This window comes from Cardiobacterium valvarum (assembly GCF_900460955.1).
Lineage (GTDB): Bacteria > Pseudomonadota > Gammaproteobacteria > Cardiobacteriales > Cardiobacteriaceae > Cardiobacterium > Cardiobacterium valvarum.
The window spans coordinates 2271177-2294905 of the sequence record NZ_UFUW01000001.1 but is presented as its reverse complement, the minus strand read 5'-3'; the positions used below and the strand labels follow the sequence as shown (position 1 = coordinate 2294905).

General features: G+C 54.5%; 27 protein-coding genes and 2 pseudogenes. 12 read left to right on the top strand and 17 right to left on the bottom strand.

All coding sequences use genetic code 11. The features are described 5' to 3' along the window. The 6 genes from DY250_RS11145 to DY250_RS11120 all read right to left on the bottom strand — a co-directional run bounded on the left by DY250_RS11145 (position 1) and on the right by DY250_RS11120 (position 5381). A complete protein-coding gene (locus tag DY250_RS11145; RefSeq protein WP_115612352.1) occupies positions 1 to 396 on the bottom strand; it encodes a hypothetical protein in 396 nt (131 codons plus the stop codon). Positions 397 to 533: 137 nt separating this feature from the next. After that, positions 534 to 788 carry an antitoxin gene (locus tag DY250_RS11140; protein WP_115612351.1) on the bottom strand — a complete coding sequence of 85 codons (255 nt, stop codon included), beginning with the start codon at positions 786 to 788 and terminating at the stop codon, positions 534 to 536. Positions 789 to 915: 127 nt separating this feature from the next. After that, entirely contained in the window at positions 916 to 2730 is a 1815-nt protein-coding gene (locus DY250_RS11135) for an autotransporter assembly complex protein TamA (protein WP_115612350.1), read from the bottom strand. 21 nt (positions 2731 to 2751) lie between these two features. Next, the gene (murJ, locus tag DY250_RS11130; protein WP_115612349.1) at positions 2752 to 4290 is read right to left on the bottom strand and encodes a murein biosynthesis integral membrane protein MurJ; all 1539 of its coding nucleotides are present in this window, start codon (positions 4288 to 4290) and stop codon (positions 2752 to 2754) included. Continuing rightward, positions 4290 to 5132 (bottom strand): methylenetetrahydrofolate reductase [NAD(P)H], encoded by an 843-nt coding sequence (gene metF, locus DY250_RS11125; protein WP_115612348.1) that lies wholly within the window; start codon positions 5130 to 5132, stop codon positions 4290 to 4292. The genes murJ and metF overlap by 1 nt, the downstream gene beginning before the upstream one ends. A gap of 15 nt (positions 5133 to 5147) precedes the next feature. Continuing rightward, positions 5148 to 5381, bottom strand: a complete 234-nt coding sequence (locus DY250_RS11120; protein ID WP_040389177.1) for a hypothetical protein — start codon at positions 5379 to 5381, stop codon at positions 5148 to 5150. Positions 5382 to 5545: 164 nt separating this feature from the next. On the opposite strand from DY250_RS11120, the gene DY250_RS11115 reads away from it, so the two are divergent. The 4 genes from DY250_RS11115 (at position 5546) to DY250_RS11100 (ending at position 9800) form a co-directional block, all read left to right on the top strand. Beyond that, positions 5546 to 6892, top strand: a complete 1347-nt coding sequence (locus DY250_RS11115) for a DEAD/DEAH box helicase (protein ID WP_115612347.1) — start codon at positions 5546 to 5548, stop codon at positions 6890 to 6892. Positions 6893 to 7087: 195 nt separating this feature from the next. After that, positions 7088 to 7408, top strand: a complete 321-nt coding sequence (rpoZ, locus tag DY250_RS11110) for a DNA-directed RNA polymerase subunit omega (RefSeq protein WP_115612346.1) — start codon at positions 7088 to 7090, stop codon at positions 7406 to 7408. A 2-nt stretch (positions 7409 to 7410) separates the two neighbouring features. Then, entirely contained in the window at positions 7411 to 9426 is a 2016-nt protein-coding gene (locus DY250_RS11105; protein ID WP_245951115.1) for a RelA/SpoT family protein, read from the top strand. Continuing rightward, positions 9423 to 9800: a RidA family protein gene (locus tag DY250_RS11100; protein WP_115612344.1), complete on the top strand. Its 378-nt coding sequence runs from the start codon at positions 9423 to 9425 to the stop codon at positions 9798 to 9800. The genes DY250_RS11105 and DY250_RS11100 overlap by 4 nt, the downstream gene beginning before the upstream one ends. 80 nt (positions 9801 to 9880) lie before the next feature. Here the strand turns inward: DY250_RS11100 and pncA are convergent, their stop codons facing one another. Next, positions 9881 to 10474 carry a bifunctional nicotinamidase/pyrazinamidase gene (gene pncA / locus DY250_RS11095; protein WP_115612343.1) on the bottom strand — a complete coding sequence of 198 codons (594 nt, stop codon included), beginning with the start codon at positions 10472 to 10474 and terminating at the stop codon, positions 9881 to 9883. 172 nt (positions 10475 to 10646) lie between these two features. On the opposite strand from pncA, the gene DY250_RS11090 reads away from it, so the two are divergent. Continuing rightward, positions 10647 to 11468: a DUF4198 domain-containing protein gene (locus tag DY250_RS11090; protein ID WP_115612342.1), complete on the top strand. Its 822-nt coding sequence runs from the start codon at positions 10647 to 10649 to the stop codon at positions 11466 to 11468. A gap of 68 nt (positions 11469 to 11536) precedes the next feature. Here the strand turns inward: DY250_RS11090 and lysS are convergent, their stop codons facing one another. The 6 genes from lysS to DY250_RS11060 all read right to left on the bottom strand — a co-directional run bounded on the left by lysS (position 11537) and on the right by DY250_RS11060 (position 16564). Then, entirely contained in the window at positions 11537 to 13039 is a 1503-nt protein-coding gene (gene lysS, locus DY250_RS11085; protein ID WP_115612341.1) for a lysine--tRNA ligase, read from the bottom strand. Then, positions 13036 to 14137, bottom strand: a protein-coding gene (gene prfB / locus DY250_RS11080; RefSeq protein WP_115612340.1) for a peptide chain release factor 2 whose coding sequence is annotated in 2 segments (ribosomal slippage) — positions 13036 to 14064 and positions 14066 to 14137 — 1101 coding nt in all. Because the reading frame shifts where the segments join, the coding sequence is not laid out codon by codon here. The genes lysS and prfB overlap by 4 nt, the downstream gene beginning before the upstream one ends. Before the next feature lie 56 nt (positions 14138 to 14193). Further along, entirely contained in the window at positions 14194 to 14796 is a 603-nt protein-coding gene (locus tag DY250_RS11075; RefSeq protein ID WP_115612339.1) for an NAD(P)H-dependent oxidoreductase, read from the bottom strand. A gap of 7 nt (positions 14797 to 14803) precedes the next feature. Further along, on the bottom strand, positions 14804 to 15277 hold the full coding sequence (locus DY250_RS11070; RefSeq protein ID WP_115612338.1) for a transcriptional repressor: 474 nt from the start codon (positions 15275 to 15277) through the stop codon (positions 14804 to 14806). 45 nt (positions 15278 to 15322) lie between these two features. Beyond that, positions 15323 to 15919 carry a class I SAM-dependent methyltransferase gene (locus tag DY250_RS11065; RefSeq protein WP_115612337.1) on the bottom strand — a complete coding sequence of 199 codons (597 nt, stop codon included), beginning with the start codon at positions 15917 to 15919 and terminating at the stop codon, positions 15323 to 15325. A gap of 171 nt (positions 15920 to 16090) precedes the next feature. Beyond that, the gene (locus DY250_RS11060; protein WP_006985715.1) at positions 16091 to 16564 is read right to left on the bottom strand and encodes an Lrp/AsnC family transcriptional regulator; all 474 of its coding nucleotides are present in this window, start codon (positions 16562 to 16564) and stop codon (positions 16091 to 16093) included. A gap of 118 nt (positions 16565 to 16682) precedes the next feature. On the opposite strand from DY250_RS11060, the gene leuA reads away from it, so the two are divergent. The 5 genes from leuA to rpsI all read left to right on the top strand — a co-directional run bounded on the left by leuA (position 16683) and on the right by rpsI (position 20673). After that, positions 16683 to 18335, top strand: a complete 1653-nt coding sequence (gene leuA, locus DY250_RS11055; protein ID WP_115612336.1) for a 2-isopropylmalate synthase — start codon at positions 16683 to 16685, stop codon at positions 18333 to 18335. 348 nt (positions 18336 to 18683) lie between these two features. After that, entirely contained in the window at positions 18684 to 19070 is a 387-nt protein-coding gene (locus DY250_RS11050; RefSeq protein WP_115612835.1) for a ComEA family DNA-binding protein, read from the top strand. 144 nt (positions 19071 to 19214) lie between these two features. Continuing rightward, entirely contained in the window at positions 19215 to 19340 is a 126-nt protein-coding gene (gene ykgO / locus DY250_RS11045) for a type B 50S ribosomal protein L36 (RefSeq protein ID WP_083826208.1), read from the top strand. A gap of 497 nt (positions 19341 to 19837) precedes the next feature. Continuing rightward, positions 19838 to 20269 (top strand): 50S ribosomal protein L13, encoded by a 432-nt coding sequence (rplM, locus tag DY250_RS11040; RefSeq protein WP_115612335.1) that lies wholly within the window; start codon positions 19838 to 19840, stop codon positions 20267 to 20269. Between the two features lie 14 nt (positions 20270 to 20283). After that, positions 20284 to 20673 (top strand): 30S ribosomal protein S9, encoded by a 390-nt coding sequence (gene rpsI, locus DY250_RS11035; protein WP_040389178.1) that lies wholly within the window; start codon positions 20284 to 20286, stop codon positions 20671 to 20673. A gap of 78 nt (positions 20674 to 20751) precedes the next feature. On the opposite strand, the gene DY250_RS11030 is transcribed toward rpsI, so the two are convergent. Next, positions 20752 to 21273: an IS1 family transposase gene (locus DY250_RS11030; RefSeq protein WP_172542347.1), complete on the bottom strand. Its 522-nt coding sequence runs from the start codon at positions 21271 to 21273 to the stop codon at positions 20752 to 20754. 17 nt (positions 21274 to 21290) lie between these two features. Further along, complete coding sequence (locus tag DY250_RS15150; protein WP_425455471.1) at positions 21291 to 21422, bottom strand: IS1/IS1595 family N-terminal zinc-binding domain-containing protein; 132 nt, start codon at positions 21420 to 21422, stop codon at positions 21291 to 21293. A gap of 3 nt (positions 21423 to 21425) precedes the next feature. On the opposite strand from DY250_RS15150, the gene DY250_RS11025 reads away from it, so the two are divergent. Together DY250_RS11025 and DY250_RS11020 are read left to right on the top strand one after the other, a co-directional pair. Continuing rightward, positions 21426 to 22180, top strand: a protein-coding gene (locus DY250_RS11025) for an IS5 family transposase (protein WP_115612834.1) whose coding sequence is annotated in 2 segments (ribosomal slippage) — positions 21426 to 21762 and positions 21762 to 22180 — 756 coding nt in all. Because the reading frame shifts where the segments join, the coding sequence is not laid out codon by codon here. 66 nt (positions 22181 to 22246) lie between these two features. Then, a pseudogene (locus DY250_RS11020) lies at positions 22247 to 22901 on the top strand (IS1595 family transposase). A 183-nt stretch (positions 22902 to 23084) separates the two neighbouring features. Here the strand turns inward: DY250_RS11020 and DY250_RS11015 are convergent. Both DY250_RS11015 and DY250_RS11010 read right to left on the bottom strand, forming a co-directional pair. Next, positions 23085 to 23398, bottom strand: a pseudogene (locus DY250_RS11015) (transposase); the annotation flags it as partial. A 58-nt stretch (positions 23399 to 23456) separates the two neighbouring features. Continuing rightward, complete coding sequence (locus DY250_RS11010; RefSeq protein WP_115612332.1) at positions 23457 to 23726, bottom strand: chaperone modulator CbpM; 270 nt, start codon at positions 23724 to 23726, stop codon at positions 23457 to 23459. Positions 23727 to 23729: the final 3 nt, after the last annotated feature.

Genomic DNA, 23729 nt, shown 5'->3' with positions numbered 1-23729 from the left:
TCAGCGGCTCCGGGCAGGGGTGAGCTTGCCGCCGAGGGCGATGGCGGCAAGGACAAGGGCGATATTAAGTGCGATCGTGGCAATCTCGCGTGCATCGAGATTATCGCGCAGCTGGGCGAGCATCATTGGCAGCATGATGTCGTGCATCTGGCGGAGGGTGTCAACACCGAGGTACCACACGGTCTCGCCGGCGAAGCGGGCAAAATTGAGCAGGTAAACCAGCGGCAGGGCGAAGAGGACAAACGGTAACAGACGCTGTGGCGCGGCAAGCATGGCAGCGGCAAAGGCAAACGGCGGATAGCACCACGGGGCATGGAGGGCCAGCGGGGTAGGCAGCAGCAACAGGCCGCTGAGGAGGGCGTAGGTAAGGGCAAAGGTGGTGAGGGCTTTCAGCATGAGGAGGTGGGGTGGATGGGTGGAAAATCCGCGCGGCTGTCCCGCTTGGCGGGGTTTGTTTCCCCTTTCCGGGTTTCGCAAGCGGGGGAAGGGATATGCGGTGCAAGCGGGAATTTTAGCGGTCGTCTGTGTCTGTTTTATCGGCAGATGTCTCTGAATTCGCGTTCTTGCGGATATGCCCGCTGCTCTTGTTGCAGCGCCTCGACGGCGGCAATGAAGTCGTCATCAAACGGGGTCAGTTCGTCCAGCCATTCCCAGCCGTCGTTGAGGGGTTCGAGGATGACTTGGTTACCTTCGCGGCGAATGCAGACTTCGTGTCCGGTGAAGCGGTATTCTTCGGGCAGGCGCACGGTCTGGCCGTCTTCGCTTTCGATGAGTTGGGCGGTAGTCATGGCAGGCTCCTCCTGGTTGTGGCGGGTAGGTGCACGGTTGTGCCGCCTGGCGGGATTGAAGACTGTGCAAGCGGGAAGCCTATGTTTATCCCGCCTGGTAGCTGTTCATGCCACTGTGCTGGGGTAGTCAGAGGTCAAGTTCGGCGCCGATGCTGATGTGCAGGCGGACTTTGTCGCCGTATTGTTTGTCAAAGCCGTGGCCGACATCCACTTTGATGGGGCCGACCGGCGATTGCCAGTGCACGCCTGCGCCCGCGCCGATGCGCATTTTGAAGTCGTCCACGAAGGCGTCGCCGCCATCCACGAAGGCCGCCAGGGCCCAGCCTGGCTTGAAGTAGTATTCGTATTCGAGGCCGCCGACACCAAGGTAGCGCCCACCGATGTTGTTGCCTTCGCTGTCGCGGCTGCCGATGTTTTCGAAGGCGTAGCCGCGTATGCTGCGGTCACCGCCCGCGAAGTAGCGCAGGCTGGGCGGGATGCGGTCGAAGTTGTCTGTCCAGCTGGCGCCGAGGCTGGCGCGGGCAATGAGGCGCTGTTTTTCGCCGATGCTTTGCAGGTAGCGCGCATCAATGTTGCCTTGCACGAGGTTGGCGTCCGAGAGCAGGGTTTTACCGGCGGCAAGCAGGCCGAAGCGGAACTGGTAACCGTCTTTGGGGTTCAGGCGGTTTTTGGTCGAGGTGTAGGTCCACTGGCCCTGGGGATAAACGAGCAGGGTTTTGTCTTTGGTCAGGCCGATGTTGTATTTTTCCCAGGCAGCGACAAGGCCGTAGCGGTGTTCCCAGTCGCCGAGGCGGAAGTTGTAGCCGCCTTCGCCGAAGAGTTTGCGGCTGTCGTAGTTGTCGGTTTTGATGTGGCCGCCCAGGCGGAAGTAGTAATAGTCGCTGGTTGGGTTCGCGGCAGGGATGCGGTAGAGGGTGTCGAGGCTGCTGTTTTTCTTCGAGGCGTAGAGTTTGCTGCTGAACTGGTGGCCACGGCTGTTGATCCAGCGGCGGTCAAATTCGACTTTGCCGCGTACGCCGCCATCGGTGGAGTAGCCGACGCCGAGGACGTAGTGTTTGTTTTCGTCCATGGTGAGTTGGGCGTTGACGGGCACGGTTTTGGTGGTGCGGTTGGGTTCGTCGCCCACGAGGGCTTCGGCGAAGTAGCCGCTGCCTTGCAGGTCTTGTTGCAGGGTGGCAACGTCGGAAGACAGGTAGGGCTGGCCGGGTTTGAACTGGACGAAGCGTTGCAGCAGGTCGGGGTCAAGCGGGGTGTCGTTGAAGTCAACCGCTTCGAAGGTGTAGCGCATGCCGCTGTCAAGGACGAGGTTGACTTCGGCGGTGTTGTTCGCCGGGTTGACCTGGACGTTGTGTTCGCGGAATTCGGCGTCGAAGTAGCCGCGCGCGCTGGCGAGTGCGGCAAGGCGCGCTTTGTAGTTTTCGTAGGTTTCGTGGTTGAGGACACCGCCCTGTTTGAGCGGGTTTTCGGCGAGTGCTTCCTGGAAGGCTTCGTCCTGCGCCGCTTCGCCGGTGATTTGTACGTTGACTTTGTTCAGTTTGGTTATTTGGTTCTGGTGCACGGTGTAGGTGATGCGCAGGCCGTCGCCTTCGTCCTGGACGTGCGCATCCACTTCGCTGTTGTAGTAGCCGAAGGGTTGTTGGGAACGGCGGATTTCTTCGCGTCCGTTTTCGATGAGGTACTGGATGTAGTCGGGTTGTTCGATTTTTTCACCGACGGATTTTTCGAGGGTCAGGTAGGTTTTGGCGTTGTCGTGTTGCTGGATGTTGTCAATGCCGCGGATGTCAATGTCAAGGATGGTTTTGCCCATGAGGTTGGCGGCATCGGGTTGTGCGGGCGCGGCAGTGGCTGCTGTTTTCGCTTTGATGGCGGGTTTGGCCGGTTTGGCGTGCAGGGGCAGGGCGAGCAGGGCGGTGAGGAAGGCGGTAAGCAGTGTGTGTTGCATGGTGTCGTTCCTTGGGTTGGGTCAGCCCAGTTTGAGTTGTCGCCAGCGCAGGCCCAGCGCCAGCAGGGCGGCAGTGTAGCTGAAGAGGCCGATGGCAATGAGCAGGATGAGGTCGCGCAGGCGCAGCAGGGCGGTTTTATCCAGCCAGGCGGCGGGGTCGCCTTGCAGGGTGTAGAGGATGGAGGCCAGCGCGGCATTAGCCATGAGGATGCGGATGATAAAGCCCCAGGCGCCGCTTTTCAGGCTGACGCCCGCGCGGTAGAGGTACCAGGCGAGCAGGGTCATGTTGGCCAGCGCGGCGATGCTGCTGGCTGCTGCCAGGCCGATGTGCTGGTAGGGGCCGCTGAGAATGAGGGCGCAGAGGATGTTCAGCATCATGGCGCTAATGCCTGCCTTGACCGGGGTTCTGGTGTCGTGGCGGGCGTAGAAGGCGGGGGCGAGGACTTTTACCATGATGTGGAATAGGGCGCCGATGCCGTAGGCGCGCAGGCTGAGGGTGGTCATTTCGACGTAGTGGGCGTCGAAGCGGCCGCCGTAGAGCAGGCTGGCGATGATGGCGGGGGCGAGGGTGATGAGGCCGACGGCGGCGGCGCTGCCGACGAGGAAGCCCCAGCGCAGGGCCCAGTCGAGGGTGAGGGCGAATTGGGCGTCGTTAGAGGCGGCGCGCAGGGCGCTGAGACGCGGCAGGATAACGGTACCGAGGGCAACACCGATGAGGCCGACGGGCAGTTCGACAAGACGGTCGGAATAGTACAGCCACGATATGCTGCCGGTGACGAGCCAGGAGGCAAGGTAGGTGTTGATCAGCACGGTGAGCTGGCCGACGGATGAGCCGAAGAGGGTCGGCAGCATCAGTTTGAGGATGCGGCGTACACCGCTGTGCCGCCAGCCCCAGCGCGGACGCAGCAGCATGCCGCATTTCCACAGGAAGGGCAGTTGCAGGGCGAGCTGGGCGATGCCGCCGATAAGCACTGCCCAGGCGAGCTCCATGCCGTAGAGGCCGTGCGTCGGGGTGCCGTGGTAATGCCGCCACAGGCAGGCGGTGATGAGGGTGATGTTCAGGAGGACGGGGGTCAGCGCCGGTATGCCGAACTGGCCAAAGGTGTTGAGGACGCCGCCCGCCATCGCAGTGAGCGAGATGAGCAGGATGTAGGGGAACATCAGGCGCAGCATGTCGCTTGCCAGCAGGTATTGGTCGGGCCGTTCACCCAGGCCGCTGGCGACCAGGGCAATGACGGTCGAGGAGAAGAGGACGCCGAGCGCCGTTACCGCCAGCAGGATGCCAAGCAGGGTGCCGCTGGTGTGGCGCAGCAGGTCTTTCAACTCTTCGGGATGCTCGGTGCGCGTCGCCGAGAAGACGGGGACAAAGGCGTTGGCAAAGCTGCCTTCGGCAAAGAAGCGGCGCAGGGTGTTGGGGATGCGCAGCGCGGCGTAGAAGGCATCCGTGACCACGGCGTCGAAGTAACGCGCCACCAGCATATCGCGCAGCAGGCCGAGGACGCGCGAGGCGAGCGTCATCACGGCAAAGACGGCAGACGATCTGCCGAGCGATGCGGCCATCAGCACCAGCCCAGGCGTTTACAGATTTCGCGGATGAGGTCGGCGCGGTTCATGCTGTAAAAATGCAGCGCCGGCACGCCTTCAGCAATCAGCCGCTCGCACATCTGCGCGACTATGTCTGCGCCAAAATCACACAAGGCGGGAATGTCATCCTGCAAGGCTTCCAGGCGTTTGCGCAGCCAGCGCGGGATTTCCGCTCCGCAGGCGTCGGAGAAGCGGCTCAGTTGCACAAAATTGCTGATCGGCATGATACCTGGCACCAGCGCAATCTCGACGCCCAGTGCCTGCGCATCGTCGCGGAAATGCAAGTAGGCGTCGGCGTTATAAAAATACTGGGTGACGGCATCGGTCGCGCCTGCCATCACCTTTTCGCGGAAAGCGTGCAAATCCTCAGCGGGCGTACGCGCGCGCGGATGCACCTCAGGGTAGGCGGCAACGCAAATACGCGCATCCTCGCCCCACAGCTGGCGGACATACGACACCAGCTGGGTAGCCGTCGTAAAACCGGCATTTTCAAACGCGCCGGAAGGCATATCGCCGCGCAGGGCCATCAGGCGGTTGACCCCCAGTGCGCGGTAATCATCAAGCAGGGTACGGATTTCCGCCTCGGTTGAGGCGACGCAGGTCAAATGCGGCATCACCGGCGGGCCATTTTCAGCACACATCCTGGCTACCAGATTCATGGTGCGGTCACGCGTACTGCCGCCCGCCCCATACGTTACCGAAAAATACTCAAACTGAAACACCGCCAAATCTCGGCGCACTGCTGCCAGCTTCTCTGCCCCTTCCGGCGTCGCCGTCGGGAAAAACTCACAACTGAGGGGAACCCTGGTAACCGACACAGAACACTCCTTAAACTAACGCTTAAAACGGGCCGGCTTGATATAAAGCACCAGATTGCTCTTCACCTTATAATCACGCCCGTTCACATCGCGGAAACGATAAAAACCCTTACCGTCCAGCTTGGGCGAATTCTTGGCGTACAGCACATCGCCCGCCATCATTTTGACCTCATACATCCCCTGCTCGCTGCGCAAGGCGCATGCCTGCACAAGCAGAGGCAACATAACGAAAAATACCAACTTTTTCATGAATGCAGTCCCGGCTGAAATAAAGAAAAAGGAAGAAAAGCGCAGTATAGCAGAGGCATAAAACCCTGCGCGCAAAAAGCCAGACGGGGCGGGGCGAATGACCGGTACATGAAAAAACAGTATAATTTGCGCGATGAAAATCCTTCCAAAAACAAGGACACCACATGGCAGAAAACCATACAACCGATACCACTTTCAGCAGCCTGCCTATCCATGAGGCCATCCAGGAAGCGCTGGAAGACCACCGCCTGACCCATACCACGCCGATACAAGAAAAAACCCTGCCGCTGACCCTCAGCGGGCATGACGTGATGGGCCTGGCGCAAACCGGTACCGGCAAGACGGCTGCCTTCCTCATCTCGCTGTATCACTACCTGCTCACCAATCCCGCCCACCCCAAAGCCAAAGGACCGTGGGCAATCGTGCTGGCACCGACGCGCGAACTCGCCGTGCAAATCAAAAAAGATGCCGACCAGATTGGCATCTACACTGGTCTGAACAGCCTCGCCATCTATGGCGGGGTCAACATTGAGCACCAGAAAAACCTGCTTGATAACGCCCCCATCGACATCATCATCGGCACGCCGGGGCGCATCATCGACCTCTACAAGCAAAAAAGCATCCGCCTGAAAAACATCGAAGTCTGTGTGTTAGACGAAGCTGACCGCATGTTTGACCTCGGCTTTATTGACGACGTGCGCTACCTGCTGCGGCAAATGCCGCCTGCACACGAACGCCTCAATCTGCTTTTCTCGGCGACGATGGCGGAAAAAGTGCGCGAACTCGCCTACGAATACTTCAATGCGCCGGAAACCGTCAGCATAGAAAGCGAGCACGGCACCGCCGACAACATCACGCAAAGCCTCTACCACACCGCCAGGCACGAAAAAACACCACTGCTCATTGGCCTGCTCAACAAAGAAAAACCGGCACGCAGCATGATCTTCCTCAACACCAAGCGCGACCTCGAACGCCTCTCCATCGTGCTGGAAGCAAACGGTTATCCGAATGCTGCCCTCTCCGGCGACATCCCGCAGAAAAAACGCGAAAAAATCATCAAAGACTTTCAAAGCGGTGCCATCAACATCGTTGTCGCTACCGACGTTGCCGCGCGCGGCCTGCACATCCCGGACATTACGCACGTCTTTAACTACGACCTGCCGCAAGTCGCCGAAGACTACGTGCACCGCATCGGTCGTACCGCACGCGCTGGTGCTTCCGGCACCGCCATCAGCTTTGCCTGTGAAGAATACGTGTACTCCCTGCCGGAAATTGAGCACTACATCCACGGCAAAATTCCGACCTTGCCGCTGGACGAAGACCTCTTGGCCGACGTTGTGCCGCCCAGCGAAGAAGCCTTGCAGGCGTTGAACGAACAAAAAGCGGAACGCCTCGCTCGTAACGGTAACCGCAGGAGCGATCGCCAGCCGCGCGGCAGACCGGAAAACCACCGTCGCCGTCGCAACCCGCACCATAATTCCGGCGGCGACGAACCGAACGGCAATCGCTGACTTCACTTCAGGCGGGCGTAAGTCCGCCTGAAACATTCTGTCGCACGCCGCTTGGCAAAGCCAGTATCCCTTGGCGAGAACCCGGTAACTAAGCCGCTTGACGGCACCAGCATTTACGCCGCAACCTTTGCCCCGAATACAGCGTAACTTGCTAGAATGTCCAACCCTTAATCCGTATTTAATTCAGAGGAACCCATGGCACGCGTAACCGTAGAAGACTGCCTGAAAGACCAAAACAACCGCTTCCGCCTCGTACTCGCCGCTTCCCGACGTGCGCGGCAAATCGCCAACGGCCATCTGCCGCTGGTTCAACCGGAGCATGACAAAGTGACCGTCATTGCTCTGCGCGAAATTCAAGAAGGGAAAACCACCATTGACGGCCTGCTCAGTGACAACAAACCCGTCACTCCGGCGCCTCCCCCCGTTGTCGCCGAAAGAATCATCATTGCTGCTGATGATGAAAACGATGGTGACGAAGACTGCATCGCAGGCAACGGCGCAAGCCGGGGCGACTGATCATGAACGCGCCGCTTGCCCTCGAATACCAGCCCTTCGGTGTCTTTACCGACGCGGCAACCCTGCAAGCGGCTTACGACGACCTCGCGGTTGAGCTGAAAAAATACCTCGATCCCGAAGACATCGATAAAGTCTTGCGATGCGCTATCTATGGCGCCGCCGCTCACGAAGGGCAGCGTCGCCAGTCCGGCGAACCCTACTTCGTCCACCCCATTGCCGTCTGCCGTATTCTCGCCCGCCAGCGTTTCGACCTGCCGGTACTGCAAGCGGGGCTCCTGCATGACGTCCTCGAAGACACCATCCTTAATAAAAAGGACATGGCGACCGAATTTGGCGAAGATGTCACCCGTCTTGTCGATGGTGTCAGCAAACTCGATCGTCTGAAAAAAACCGCGCCGCAGGCCGCTGTCGCCGACAGTTTCCGCAAAATGTTCCTGGCGACTGCTGACGACCCGCGCGTCCTTATCATCAAACTTGCCGACCGCCTGCACAATATGCAGACTCTCGGTGCCCTGCGTCGCGACAAACAGCAACGTATCGCTCACGAAACGCTGGATGTCTATGCCGCTATCGCTGGTCGTCTCGGTCTCTTTTATTTCCGCATCCAGCTCGAAGACCTCGCCTTCTCGTATCTCTACCCGTGGCGTCATGCCGTTTTGCGCAAACACTACAACGAAGACAATACCCACGAACAAACTCTGCGCACTGTGAGGAGCGAGCTGCAAGCGCGTCTGCAAATCCTTGGCATCAAAGCCTCCATCAACCCGCGCCAGCGCCACCTCTGGGGCGTGTATCAGCGGATGAAGCGCAAAGAGAGCTTCAAGGAAGCCATCCGCACTGTTCCCATCCGCATCATTACCGACAGCGAAGACAACTGCTACCGTATCCTCGGGGCCCTGCACAGTCTTTACCGCCCGGTGCACGGCAAATTCGAAGACTACATCGCTGCCCCGAAAAGTAACGGCTACCGCTCACTGCACAGCAGTGTCATCATGGGCGATGGCACCGCGCTGAACGTACAAATCCGCACCCGCGACATGCACACCCTGGCTGAAGCGGGCATCATTTCCGTCTGGCACCAATACGCCAAACAGCGCGCGGTGAAAATCGAAGCGCACAGCATTGAAGCCGAAAAGACCATGCGCGAATGGCTGTCGCGCCTCAAAGAAGTGCAGAACATCACCGATGACCCACTGCAATTCTACGACGCCATCAAAAAAGAACTCGTCACCGGGGAAATGCAAATCTACACCCCGAAAGGCGACATCATTGCCCTGCCGCACGGGGCAACACCGGTGGATCTTGCTTACACCATCCATACCGAAATCGGTAACCATATCGTCGGCGCTAAAGTGAACGGCCAGCCTTACCCCATCTACAAACCGCTGAAAATGGCGCAGACCGTAGAAATCCTCACCGACCCGGACGCACACCCGCACAACAGCTGGTTGCAATTCACCATTCCCGGCGGTAAAGCCCACATCGGCATCAACCGCTACCTGAACCGCCTCGCGCGGCAAAATGCCGGCCTTGCCACATCGAGCAAACAAGTCACTGACAGTGAGCAGAAAATCCTTGTGCACAGCGCCTTTGAAAGCGGCATCACCCTTGCCCCCTGCTGTCACCCGTTACCGCTTGAAGCCATCACTGGTCACAGCGTCGCTGGTAGCGGCATTCTTATTCATGGCAGTGACTGCCCGCTGCTTGAAACCGCCGCGCACACCATCGCCGCCGACTGGGCGGACGAACGCAAAGGCCTCTTCCCCAGCGAACTCGCCATCAAGGCCTACGCCCATCCGCGCCTGCTCGCGCGGGTCAGCGGTGCGATAGCCGACAGCGAAGCCAACATCACCGACTTCCAGATCAACCACGCGGACAGCGACGAACAGCGGCGTTGCCTCACTGTCTGGCTTGAAGTCCGCGACCTTGAACATCTGACGCAAGTCATGCACCGCCTGCGCCAACTCGAAGAAACCATCGGCATCCGCCGCATCACCCACAAGGAACCCACATCATGAGCAAACAAGTTATCCACACCAACAAAGCCCCGGCAGCCATCGGCCCCTATTCGCAAGCCGTGCGTACCGGCAACCTTGTTTACCTCGCCGGGCAAATCCCGATCAATCCGGCCACCATGGAACTCGAACACGCTTTCACCGATCAGGTACACCGTGTCTTTACCAACCTGCAAGCCGTATGTGAAGCGGCGGGCGGCGGCCTCAATGACATCATCAAGCTAAACATCTACCTGCTTGACATGGAGCACTTCGCCGAAGTTAATAAAATCATGAAAACCTACTTCCACGAACCCTACCCGGCGCGTATTGCCATTGCCGTGCACGCGCTGCCCTGGGATGCGCAGATCGAACTCGAAGCCGTGATGGCGCTTTGAGACGAAGCACATAAAAAAACCGGCGGGCTTATGAAACCCGCCGGTTTTTTTATGGGCAGCGATGGATACGGATTTGCCGATTACCCCAGCGAGAACGCCGCATGTTGCAACAATTCCGCTTGCTTCTGCGCGTAGCCTTGCGGATCAATGGCGCGGGTGGCCTCTGCCAGCAGGCGCACCCGAAAACCAGCGGCGAGCGCATCCAAAATACTGAAATACACACAAAAATCGGCGGCGAGTCCGGCGACATCAATATCCGTCACCCCGCAGGCACGCAGATAAGCGGCAAGGCCGGTGTCATGGCGGTGGCCGTTGTCAAAAAACGCGCTGTAACTGTCAATACGCTTATCCATCCCCTTGCGAAAAATAGCGGCCACACGGCGGGTATCCAGCGCAGAATGCAGGGCGGCGCCGGCACTACCGGCGATGCAGTGATCCGGCCAGAGCGTCTGCGGTAGGCCATGCAGGTCGATCGTGGCAAAGGGTGTTTGTCCTGGATGGGCGCTGGCAAAACTTTCGTGCCCCTCGGGGTGCCAGTCCTGGGTGGCGACAATGAGCGGATAATCGCCCATGCGGGCATTGACGGGGGTAATGACGGCATAGCCGTCTGTGACCGGCAGGGCGCCGCCGGGCATAAAGTCGTTCTGAAGGTCGATAAGCAGGAAGGCACGCATGACGGGCTCCAATTGATGTAGGAGTTGTATAGTGCCAGTAAGTGGGGAAAAGGACAAGATGCCGTTACAGAAAAACTACGAATACGACCTTTTCGCATTTGCTTCTTGCCTGACAACATGAGTACAATCCGCACCGGTTTCATACCACATCCCTTAATAAACTGGAGCATCCATGCACAAGACCCTGCTGGCAGCACTCGTTGCCGTTTCTTCCCTCGTATCCGCACACGAACTCTGGGTCAGCGCGCCCGATAAAATCGCTGCTGACGACGTACTCAAAGCCGATCTCGGTTACAGCGACTACTTCCCTACCCTAGAAGCTATCGCCGGTGACCGCGTGCAGATTTTCAAGCCGCTCGCCATCCACGCCACCGACGGCAAGACTCAGGAGATGAACCAGAAAGGCGAAAATTACCAGTACGAAGCCAAGGATAAACTGGCCGCAGGTAGCTACTGGCTGAGTGCCGTGTATCAGCCGACCTTCTGGTCAAAGAACAAGGACGGCTGGAAACAGCAGAACCTGACGGAAATGACGGACGCTACCACTTGCCAGCAAGCGCAGATGTTCGGCAAGAAGCTGCTGAGCGTGGGCGGTGGCGCGGTGGATGTCGCCGCTATCAGCAAGCCGATCGGGCAGAATCTGGAAATCGTACCGCTGGCCGACCCGACGCAAATCAAAGTTGATGAGCGCTTCCCAGTGCAAATTTACTACCAAGGCAAACCGCTGGCAGGCGCGACCGTCATTGCCACCTCCGATACCTTCATGGCGAAAGACCTGGATGCCACCCGCGATGAACGCCCGCCGCAAGCCTTCTCCGGCAAGACCGACAAAGATGGCAAGGTCAATGTCATCCCGCAGCTGGAAGGTCTGTGGAAAATCAAAGTTGCCCACAAAGCGCCGTTTGAGGATCAGAAGACCTGTCTCGAATACAGCAATACTGCCACCTTGCTAGTCCCGATTGGTAGCCAACGTGCCGAAAACCTTTATAAGTAAGGTGTCTGTCCTTCTATTGCATAAAAAACCGCCCTTTCGGGCGGTTTTTTATAGCGCGTATCAGCGGCTCATTCCGGACGCATATGCGGGAAGAGGATCACGTCGCGGATGGAAGGCGCGCCGGTCAGCAGCATGACGAGGCGGTCAATACCGATGCCTTCGCCGGCGGTAGGCGGCATGCCGTATTCGAGGGCGCGGACATAGTCGGCGTCGTAGTGCATGGCTTCGTCGTCGCCGGCGTCTTTGGCAGCAGCCTGTGCGCGGAAGCGTTCGGCCTGGTCTTCGGCGTCGTTAAGCTCGGAAAAGCCGTTGGCGATTTCGCGGCCACCAATGTAGAGCTCGAAGCGGTCACAGATGTCGGGGTTTTCATCGTTGCGTCGCGACAGCGGGGAATCCACCGCCGGGTATTCGGTGATGAAGGTCGGCTGGATGAGTTTGGTCTCGGCGGTTTCTTCGAAGAGCAGGGTGTGCAGGTGGCCGAGCGGGGTGTTGTCGTCCACTTTTTGTTTGTATTTGTCACGCAGGATGGCCGCAAGAGCAGCGGCGTCGTGCAGTTTGTCGCTGTATGCCGGGGCGTGGCGGCGGATGGCATCAAGCATGGTCAGGCGTTCGTAGGGCTGATCAAGGTCGATGGTTTCTCCGCCAGCGGTGATGTTCCGGTTATCCAGCACGTCGCGCTTGATGCCTCGGAAGAGGGTTTCGGTGAGGTTCATCAGGTCACGATAGTCGGCGTAGGCCCAGTAGAATTCGAGCATGGTGAATTCGGGGTTGTGCCGCGTGGACAGGCCTTCGTTACGGAAGCTGCGGTTGATTTCGAAGACGCGTTCAAAGCCGCCGACGACGAGACGTTTGAGGTAGAGCTCTGGCGCGATGCGCAGGTAGAGCGGCATGTCGAGCGCGTTGTGGTGCGTGATGAAGGGGCGGGCGGTGGCGCCGCCGGGGATGGGGTGCATCATCGGGGTTTCAACTTCGAGGAAGTCGTGTTCTTCGAAGAAGCGGCGGATGTAGCGCACGATTTTGTTGCGGGTGAGGAAGATGGCGCGGCTGTCCCCGTTCATGATGAGGTCAACGTAGCGCTGACGGTAGCGGGTCTCCTGGTCGGTGAGGCCGTGGTATTTTTCCGGCAGCGGGCGCAGCGATTTGGTCAGGAGGCGGATGTTTTTGAGGTGGAGGCTCAGTTCGCCAGTTTTGGTGCGGAAGAGGTGACCGCTGGCGGTGATAGTGTCGCCTACGTCCCAGGTTTTGAAGTCGGCGTAGCGGCCTTCTGGCAGTTCGTCGCGGCTGAGGTAAAGCTGGATACGCGCGCCGCTGCCGTCCTGGATTTCGCAGAAGCTGGCTTTGCCCATGATGCGTTTGCTCATCATGCGTCCAGCAACCACGATTTCGCCCGCGTTATGCAGCGCTTCGGCATCTTCGACGCCGTCATAGGCGGTGTGCAGGGCGGCGGCGTTGTGGGTTGGGCGGGCATCGTTCGGGAAGGCGATGCCGCGTGCGCGGATGGCAGCGAGTTTTTGCCGGCGCTCGGCGATGAGTTTGTTTTCGTCGGCGGGGGCTGTATTCGGGGTGGTCATGCTTCTACTCCCTGTTTCAGGCTGGCTTGCAGGAATGGGTCAAGGGCGCCGTCGAGGACGGCCTGAGTGTTGCTGGTTTCGTATCCGGTGCGCAGGTCTTTGATGCGCGACTGGTCGAGGACGTAGGATCGGATCTGGTTGCCCCAGCCGATGTCGGATTTGTTGTCTTCAATGGCTTGCGCACTGGCTCTGCGTTTTTGCAGTTCGAGATCGTAGAGTTTGGCGCGCAGTTGCTTCATGCAGATGTCGCGGTTGACGTGCTGGCTGCGGTCTTGTTGTGACTGCACGACGATACCGCTTGGGATGTGGGTGATGCGCACGGCGGATTCGGTACGGTTGACGTGCTGGCCACCGGCACCGGAAGCGCGGTACACGTCGGTACGCAGGTCGGCAGGGTTGATATCCACTTCGATGTTGTCGTCAATTTCCGGCGACACGAAGACGGCGGCAAATGAGGTGTGGCGGCGGTTGCCGGAATCAAAGGGGGATTTGCGCACCAGGCGGTGCACACCGATTTCGGTGCGTAGCCAGCCATAGGCGTATTCGCCGCTGAACTGGATGGTGGCGGATTTGATGCCGGCAACGTCGCCGGGGGATTCTTCGATGAGTTCGGTTTTGTAGCCGCGTGCTTCGCCCCAGCGCAGGTACATGCGCAGCAGCATGGACGCCCAATCTTGCGCTTCGGTGCCGCCCGAGCCGGCCTGGATGTCGAGGAAGGCGTTATTGGCGTCGAGTTCGCCAGCGAACATGCGGCGGAATTCGAGGTCTTCGATATGTTTTTCGTGGGTATCGATGTCGGCGATGGCGGCGTTGACGGTAGCTTCGTCGTCTTCGGCTTCGGCGAGTTCGATGAGGTCGAAGGCGTCTTGCAGCCCTTGTTTGATGGCATCCAGTCCCTGGACGACGCTGATGAGGGCGGCGCGTTCTTGACCGAGTTTAGTGGCTTCTTCGGGGTTATCCCAGATGCTGGGGCGTTCGAGTTCGCGCTCGACTTCTTCGAGGCGTTCGGCTTTTACGGCGTAGTCAAAGATACCCCCTGAGCGCCGCCTCGCGCGCTTGCAGGTCTTTGATACGTTCGTAGGTGAGGTTGAGTTCCATAGTGTGGTCTGCCTGTACTGTAAAAAACGCCGCATTATAAGGGATGCGGCGGGGTTTTATGCGGTGGCAGGGAAGTGTTTGTTGACCATTTCCGCCGCTTGTTGCAGCCAGTGCTGCCGTGTTGCTTTGTCGCTGTCGGCGACGACCCCGAACGTAAGGCGTTCGAAGGTGTGAACGCCGCAGAAGGCGAAGACGCAGTCTTTCCAGATGCGCTCGAGCGGATCACCGAAGACCTCGTGTTCGCGCTGGGCGGGGGTGTTTGAGGTGTTGAAAACCAGCGCCGCTTTGGCTGGCAATTGGCCGGAGTACAGACCGCCGCCGCTGCCATCGGTGGGAGGGGTGTAGGCGATGTTTTCCCGCAGAACACGCTCCATCCAGCCTTTGAGGATAGCAGGCGGCTGCCCCCACCAGTTGGGGTGGACGATGATGATGCCGTGCGCACGGATAATCTCTTCTTGATGCTGACGTAAGAGGAGGTCGTCGCTCTTACCTGCGGCCAGTTCCTCCCCGCTGATGAGCGGGTTGAAGCCTTCCTGATAAAGGGCGTGAAAGTGCACACCGTAGCCATTTTTTTCCAGTGTCGAAACCACGGTCGCGGCGATGGCGGCGTTCAGGCTGTGGGTGTAGGGATGGGCGAGGATAACGCTGATGTGTTGCATGGAGATCCTATGGGTTGGAGGTTTTCGCTAGCGCGTGCCCGGCATGGCAACGTACGCATTCACCGGATAGCACCAGCGGACCGTCCTGCACGGTAAAGCCCCGTTCACGGCAGAAGGCGAGCAGGATGTCCACCGGTTCTTCCGCTGCAAGCTCTTCGGTGGCACCGCAGGTGGTGCAGTTCAGGATGACGCTGGTGTGCTCTTCACCGAAGTGGCTGCACAGTACATAGCCATTCAACGAATCAGCACGGTGTAGCACGCCGATATGCACTAGGAAATCCAGAGCGCGATAGACGGTCGGCGGAGCTGCGTTGCTTTTGATTTTCCGTAGGTCAGCAAGAATTTCATAAGCCTTGACCACGTTGGGATAGGTGAGAACAAGGGAGAGGATTTGTTTGCGGATGGGGGTAAGGCGGGCGCCGCGTTTGACACAGTATTGTTCGACCTGATGGAGGAGGGTGTTTTTCTGCTTGCTGTTCATACGGGGTGCGTGGGATTTGGTGGCAGAACGGCGGATTTGGGGATGCTAAGATTCTTGCCGCTTGCAGCGATACAACCAAACATGCGCAGGCGGAAAGTTCAGCCAAGCATAGTTGACTTTTTCTGCCTGAATATCCGCTTCCGGCGGCAGATGTAGCGGCGAACGCTGACCGTAAGTAAACTGTACCAGCACGTTGGCAGGGTTTTCGCGCAGGGCGGTAAAAAATAGGGATTCGATGCTGTGCGCGATTTCCTGCGGCAGCGAGCGGAAGGGCAGCGAGGAGACGATGGTTTTCGGCTGCGAATGCGTCCAGACGTCAAGTTGCTCAACGCCGCCACGACGGATGGTGTTACCCTTGAAGCGATCGCGCAGACGGCGGGCAAGGCGGGGATTGAGTTCATTGATAATCAGGCGCTCGCGGGGAAAATGCGCGACCAGCTCACGGGTGATTGCGCCGCTACCGGCTCCTGCTTCGATAACGACGCTTTCCGGATGCCCATAATCCTGAGCGGTGCGGCGCATGGCACGGGCGAGGGCACGGGAAGAAGGAATGATGCTGCCCATTCCTTTCGGGTGTCGGATAAATTCGTAAGAAAATCCGGCCGTTTCCTTGACCAGATTGGCAATTCTTTTTTTTTGCATAGGCGACCTTTTAAATTCTTAAAATTATGGCAGTGCCACGACGGCGTCAATGATACGCGGGCTACGGCATTGAAGCTAGGTAGGCGCAGCGCGCGGCAAGCGGGATAACCATGCGGGTTTACACCTGATGCCCGCTCTTGGAGAATTTAGGTTATTTCTTATGTGAAGGCATTAGGTCGGCGCTTGACGATCAATAACATTGCGCATCTCGAAACTCGAATGCACATGCATCACGCCCGGAATGCGGCTCAACTTGCCAAGCAAGAACGATTCGAACGACTCCATGCCGCTGACCAGTACCTGCAACAAATAATCCTCAGCGCGGCCAGTGACGATGCTCATCCGCACCACCTCGGGGAAAGATTTAACCGCTTCTTCAAAGGCGGCAAATCGTTCCGGTGTGTGACTGTCCAAGGTGACGGCGATAAACACGCTCAAACCAAAACCAAGTGCATTGCGGTTGAGAACGGCACGATAGCCTTCGATAATACCCGCCTCTTCCAAGCGACGGACTCGCCGTGCGCACGGTGTTGGCGACAAATTCACTGCTTCAGCCAACGCAAGATTGTTAATACGGCCATTGACCGCGAGGATACGCAGGATCTTGCGATCCGTATCGTCCAAGGAAAGGTGATTTTCGCTCATAAAAATCCCTATAGTGGTTAAATTAGCTCATTATACTGATAAAATGCGCGATAAAAAGTGAAAAACTACCGCGGGTAGCTACTACAATGCGCGCACTATCTTCTAAAGGACATTATCCATGAACCGCTTTGACTATAAAAAATACCGCCCCTTTGCTTTTGCCCCCACACTTCCTGACCGAACCTGGCCGGATAAAATCATCGACAAAGCCCCCATCTGGGTCAGTGTTGATTTGCGCGATGGCAACCAGGCACTCATTGACCCGATGACCATCGAACAAAAATTGCGTTACTTTCAGCTCCTCGTGGATTGCGGCTTCAAAGAAATCGAAATTGGCTTCCCCGCCGCCTCACAAATAGAATACGACTTCACCCGCCTGCTCATCGAAGGTGGCCACATCCCTGAGGACGTGACCATTCAAGTACTGGTACAGGCGCGCGAACATCTTATTGACCGTACCTTTGAATCCCTGCGCGGTGTCAAACGCGCTATCGTCCACGTTTATAACTCTACCTCGCGTGTGCAGCGGGAAAAAGTCTACGAAAAAAATCTGGCAGACATCACTGCCATAGCCGTCGCAGGAGCGACCCTGCTGCAAGAACGCGCCGCGCGTTACCCGGAAAGCGAGTGGATCTTCGAATACTCGCCAGAAAGCTTCTCGCAGACCGAGCCCGGTTTCGCCGTTGCCGTTTGCGAAGCCGTCTGCCGGGTGTGGCAACCGTGGGCGGGGCGTAAAGTCATCCTCAACCTGCCGAACACCGTCGAAGCCTGCACCCCGAACCTCTACGCCGACCAAATCGAATACTTCTGCCGTCACCTCAGCTGTCGCGAACACGTCACCATCAGCGTGCACACCCATAACGACCGGGGCTGTGCCGTCGCCGCCTCCGAACTTGCGGTGATGGCAGGGGCGGATCGTGTCGAAGGTACCCTGCTTGGCAACGGCGAACGCACCGGCAACATGGACGTCATGATCATGGCGATGAACCTCTATTCGCAGGGCATCGATCCCAGTCTGGATTTCAGCCGCATGAACGACATCGTGCGTATCGTCAGCGAATGCAACAATCTGCCCGTACATCCGCGTCATCCTTACATCGGCGAACTCGTCTTCACCGCCTTTTCTGGTTCGCATCAAGATGCCATCAAAAAATCGCTGGAAAAACCGCCAAATGGCATTTGGGACATCGCTTACTTGCCCATCGACCCGCTCGACATCGGTCGTAGCTACCAGGACGTCGTGCGCATCAACAGTCAGTCGGGCAAAGGCGGTGTTGCCTACATCCTTGCACGCGACTACGGTCTGAACGTGCCCCGCTGGCTGCAAATTGACTTCGCGCAAAAAGTGCAGACAGAAAGCGAGTGCACCCAAAAAGAACTGAGCAGCCAGGACATCATCACCCTCTTTGAAAGCAGCTACCTGCACGATAGCCCGCTACATCTTGATGACTATGCCATCCGCCGCATCGAACGGCAAGAACACAGTCTCGAAGCGAGCCTCACCCGCACTGATGGCCGCAGCATCAGTCTCAAGGGCCACGGTGGTGGGGCGATGAGCGCCTTCATTGACGCCCTGCAGCAACACAGCGGCAAAATCATCAGCGTTGCTAACTACGCCGAACACGCAATGAGCAAAAGCACTGACGCTCAGGCAGTCGCTTACGTCCAACTCATGATTGATGACGAACTGCGTACCGGTATCGCGTACAGCCAGGACACCATCAGCGCTATGCTGCGTGCTACACTGGTTGCTGCGGGGCAAATACTGTAAGCAGTGTGCTCGTGGCCTTAGGATTGGCAAGAATCTCAAAAAGAGCTCTACGCTTGCGCTTGCGTAACGAAGAACATAGAGAGTAAGATAGTAAACTTATCTTTTCGTACAGACCAGATTGGCTGGGTTGGTGTGACTATGCGTGAAAAGGCGCGGTAAGAGAACTCGCCTTGAACTTGAGGAACGACGGTTTGCTTTGCGGCGGGACACGATGTTCTTGCATGGATGGTAAAAATATGTAAAATATAAAGATGTCACTTTGACTTTTTGTTAGGGTTTATCTATTTATAACATTATAACAAAGAGGAAAAGTATCGTTTTTTCTATGCTTGTATGAGGTCAAAGATTATGAATAAAATTTGCAAAATACTGCTGAGTTTAATTGTTGGTTTGTCAACAGGCGTATTCGCGGCAGTAAATATTAATACTGCCAATGTCGAAGAATTGCAGCAATTGAAAGGTATTGGAGCTAAGAAGGCAGCCGAAATAGTTGCTTATAGGGAGGCTCATGGCGAGTTCAAAAATATTGATGAACTAACAAATGTCAAAGGTATCGGTAAAGCTACTTTGGAAAAATTACGTGAGGAGCTTGTTGTTAAAAATGAGAATGAGGCTGAAGTAAAAGACAAATCCCCTGATAATAAACAAGCACAGTCTGATGTTAATGCAAACGAAGTATCTAAGGATGTAAAAGAAATATCTAAGGATGCCATAGAAGTAAAAGAAGGAAAATGAAGAAAAATGGTTGGGATATGAAAAGCTATAAAATACAATATTATTATTCTTTGCAATAAAAGGTTTTAATTGGGTATTAATAATTTGCTAATGTTAGATAGCAATAATATTTGAATTGTGTTGTTAAAAAATTAAGGGGCTTTTATGAAAATTGTATCTTCATTAAAATCAGCTAAAAATCGTAGTCGTGATTGTCAAGTAGTTAGACGACGTGGAAAACTGTTTGTTATTTGCAAGACTGATAAGCGCCTAAAAGCACGTCAGCGCTAAATAAGATGTTTCTTTAGAGCAACCATAAAGAAAAACAATCTATTTAAAGCTCCTATAAATAGGAGCTTCGTTTGGATTAATAATTATAGATTTGATATATTCATAACTGTGTCAGTAGATAAACCTACTTACTTAGTTCTTGAATACAAGTGATGCAGAACTTTAGTCACATATTTCCATGTGCAGAGTTGATATTCGGAATATGTTGAGCGTACATATGTGCCTAGTATTAGCTAGGTTTAGAAAAATAATAATTTCACAAGATAATAATTTTACAGAAATTAATGGGAGCAAAAGAGATATGAGGATATGGAGCAACATAAGAGAGTATCCATATAAAAATGTGGATGAACGATGTGACAATTATTACTTATGATAAAGAAAGCCACGCTTTAACGGTAAGGATGGCTTTAAGTTGTATTTCCCCCGAGATTGCGTGATAACAGAAGCTCGGGTATAATAACCTTCTTTGATTTATTGTACGGAGAGTACTTTCAATGTTCAAAACTTATATTGCGAAACCTGATTCACTATCGCGTGAATGGTATTTGATTGATGCAACAGGAAAAACTTTAGGCAGACTTGCCAGTGAAATAGCTTTACGTTTACGAGGTAAGCATAAACCTGAGTTTACGCCGAATATGGATGTAGGTGATTATATTGTAGTTATTAATGCAGATAAGTTAAATGTAAGCGGGAAGAAAAATAAAGATAAGGTTTACTATCGTCATACCAGCTATATAGGTAATTTAAAATACGCTAATTTCCATGATATGCAAGTGAAAAGGCCAGGTAAGGTGTTGGAAATTGCTGTTAAAGGTATGCTACCTCGAGGACCGCTTGGGAGATCTGTGTTAAAGAAATTAAAAATTTATGCAGGTGAATCACATAAACATGAAGCTCAGCAACCAATTAATTTGGAAATTTAAGAGGATTAAGTAATATGTTAGAACAATATTATGCTACTGGTCGCCGCAAAACCTCCGCTGCGCGTGTTTTTCTTCGACGCGGAAATGGTAATATTATTATTAATAATAAGCCATTGCATGAATATTTTAGCCGAGAAACTGCTCGTATGGTTGTTTGTCAACCATTAGAGGTAGTTGATGTAAAAGATAAATTTGATTTTTATATCACGGTTAATGGAGGTGGAGTTAGCGGGCAAGCAGGTGCCATCCAGCATGGCATTGCGCGAGCATTGCGTTCATATAATGAAGAACTACGAGCGCCATTACGTCAAGCTGGATTTCTAACTCGTGATGCCCGTAAGGTTGAAAGGAAAAAAGTGGGTTTGCACAAAGCACGTCGAGCAACCCAATTTTCCAAGCGCTAATTTTTTATATTATTCTGAAAAAGAGTTGGTACTGTATTATGCTAACTCTTTTTGGTGGTGTCTGAAAAGTATGCTGGGTCATACAAAGCCATAGTTAATGTAGTGAAAAGCCAAATCAAATATTTTGAAGTGGTAGAGCAATTCCTTCGAAAAACAACAGGTTCTCCTCACAATCCGCCTGATTCGGTGCCTCAGACGGCAATTTTTACCCTCAATTCCCACCGTATATTTCTTGCCAATATTCGATTTTTCACTACCAAATATTTCAACAAAACTCTGCCATTTATCCATCACGATATTCCCATAAGTAACCTTTAGCGCGTTTAAACGCGCTTCCAATTCCCTCACGGTGGCAATATCCCTCTTTCCCCAGGCATAAGCCACTATCTCGCCGTCACTACGGTCATAAGCGTAGATAAGCCATACCTTGTTCTTCTTGCTGCCAACAAAAGTCCAAAGCTCGTCAACTTCCAAAGAGTCATAATGATTTTTCTTAGGAAGAACATGGTGTTGCGATATTTTTAGTACCTTCTGAACTTTGTACCTGCTGCATCCTGTTATTTCAGAAATATCACGAATGCCACAATTGCGGACAAGCATTTTGAGGATAGTTCGATCTATTCCTGAGGGCATCTGGGATAAGTCAAATTGTGGTCGCCAATAAATTGGCGATTGCAGTCTCTGCAAAGATAATTTTGTTTACCGTCGTGCTTAGGGTCTGTTGACAAGTAATATCCAAGCCATATCATATGATTATGAAAGAAAGATTAATACTGACCGATGCCCAATGGGCAAGAATTGAGCCCTTGTGTACGGGCAAGGCTAACGATCGCGGATCAACCGCCGATAACCGCATGTTTATAGAAGCCGTGCTGTGGATAGCCCGCACCGGCAGCCCGTGGCGGGATTTACCCAAGGAATTTGGCAAATGGATCAGCGTATTCCAGCGTTACCGCCGCTGGAGCAAAGCAGGGCGCTTTACCAGAATCTTTGAGGAAATCAGCGGTGAGGCGGATATGGAATATGCCATGATTGATGGCAGCATCGTCAAAGTCCACCGCCACGGTCAGGGGGCAAAAGGGGGACCCTGAATCAGGCTATAGGTAAATCCAAAGTCGGCATGACCACCAAAATACTGGCTTTGGTGGATGCCTTGGGAAATCTGGTGAGATTCCGCCTGCTACCCGGGCAACGTCATAACATTTGCGGGGTTGGACCTTTGATTAGGGACAGGGAATTTGGGGCACTACTGGCGGATAAGGCGTTTGATGTGGATTGGCTGGTTAAGGATTTGACAGAACGCGGCAGTAAAGTGGTCATCCTGCCGCGCAGTAACCGTAAGGCGGCGCGCGAGTATGACAAGGAGATGTATAAGTGGCGGCATCTGGTTGAAAATTTCTTCTGTAAATTGAAAGAGTTCAAGAAAGTTGCCATGCGGGCAGAGAAGACGGATACATCCTTTTCCGCCAATATTTATCTGGCTGCTACCGTTATCGCCTTGCGATAATGTCAACAGCCCCTAGTACCATTTCTTGGGGCTGTACTAGATTAGCAGATATGTTACCCTCCGAAAATGAAGATAACACACTGCAAATTAAAGAAAAAAGTACAGAAAGAACTACTCCGTTTTTTTGTGCTAGAAGTTACTGCACGTTTCGCCGCCGATATTTTGGGTATCCATCCCAATTCAGCAGTCCTGTTCTACCGCAAAATTCGTATGGTTATCAGCCATCGTTTGACCTTGGCTGCCGATGAAGTTTTTGATGGTTCTGTCGAATTGGACGAAAGCTATTTCGGCGGACGTCGCAAGGGCAGACGTGGTCGCGGTGCGGCAGGAAAAGTTGTTGTCTTCGGCATTCTGAAACGCAACGGACGGGTCTATACAGTTGTGGTATATAATGCCAAATCTGAAAGCTTACTACCTGTTACCAAGAAGAAAATCATGCCTGACAGTATTGTTTATACAGACAGCCTGAGCAGTTATGACAAACTGGATGTGAGCGGTTTTATCCATCACCGCATCAACCATTGCAAAGCGTTTGCCGAGCGCCAGAATCATATTCAACGGCATTGAAAATTTTTGGAACCAAGCGAAGCGTGTACTGCGCAAATACAACGGCATTGACCGCAAATCTTTCCCACTGTTCTTGAAAGAACGTGAATTTCGGTTTAACTTCGGTACGCCGTCCCAGCAGCTAAAAACGCTGCGTGATTGGTGTGAAATTTAGGGCTAATCTAGTACAGCCCCATTTTGATAGCTACTGTTTTTTTCTATTTAATTATAGGTGGTGTTCTAAAAAGTATGCTCGGCAAATCTGTCAATAGTGCAGGCAAATAAATATGAAGGAAAATTTCCTTTGTTTTCACTGTTGGGAGAATCTGTCAAATCTGCTCGAATTCTAAGAACATGTTCATAGTCTTCGTAGCAGGACTCCCAAGAAAGCCAAAACCACCATTTGCAGACTGGTACTCAGCTTACGCTCGCAGTTTTTCCAAAGCCGCCTGTGTTCTTTTCCAGCCAGGAAAAACTGCGCCCTACCACCCACCGCTTCGGCAATACCACAAAACGGTGCAATCCGTTGCGTTTGGCAATCCCTACCCCCGCACCCATCAACTCCTGTACCGACAACGCAAATGCTCTGCCTGTGTAGCCACCGTCGGCAAGGACTTTTTGTACCGCGCCAAGATGATTCCGCTCACGTTCCAATGCCATTAGGCAGCCTTTTCCCATGGTTGCAGAGATTATGAACACGTTCTAAGCAGCATACATTTCAGGCCACCACCTAATTATATTGTCCCTTGCGCAGGGTATCGAGTTCGTCGAGGAGTTGCAGGATAAGCGCGGTCGCGGGGGCGCTGGCTTCAAAGTCGCGGCTGATGCGGTGGGCGCGGCGAATGCGCGCCAGTTGGTAGCCGTTGTAGGTGGCCTGCTGCGGGTCGCCGCTGACGTGGATGATGTCCGCTTCGATGATGCTGGTAAACCAGTTGTCGTCGCTGTCGCAGGCGCGGATGATTTCGCGGTAGCTCAGTTGGATGTCGTGTTCGTCGTGCATGGT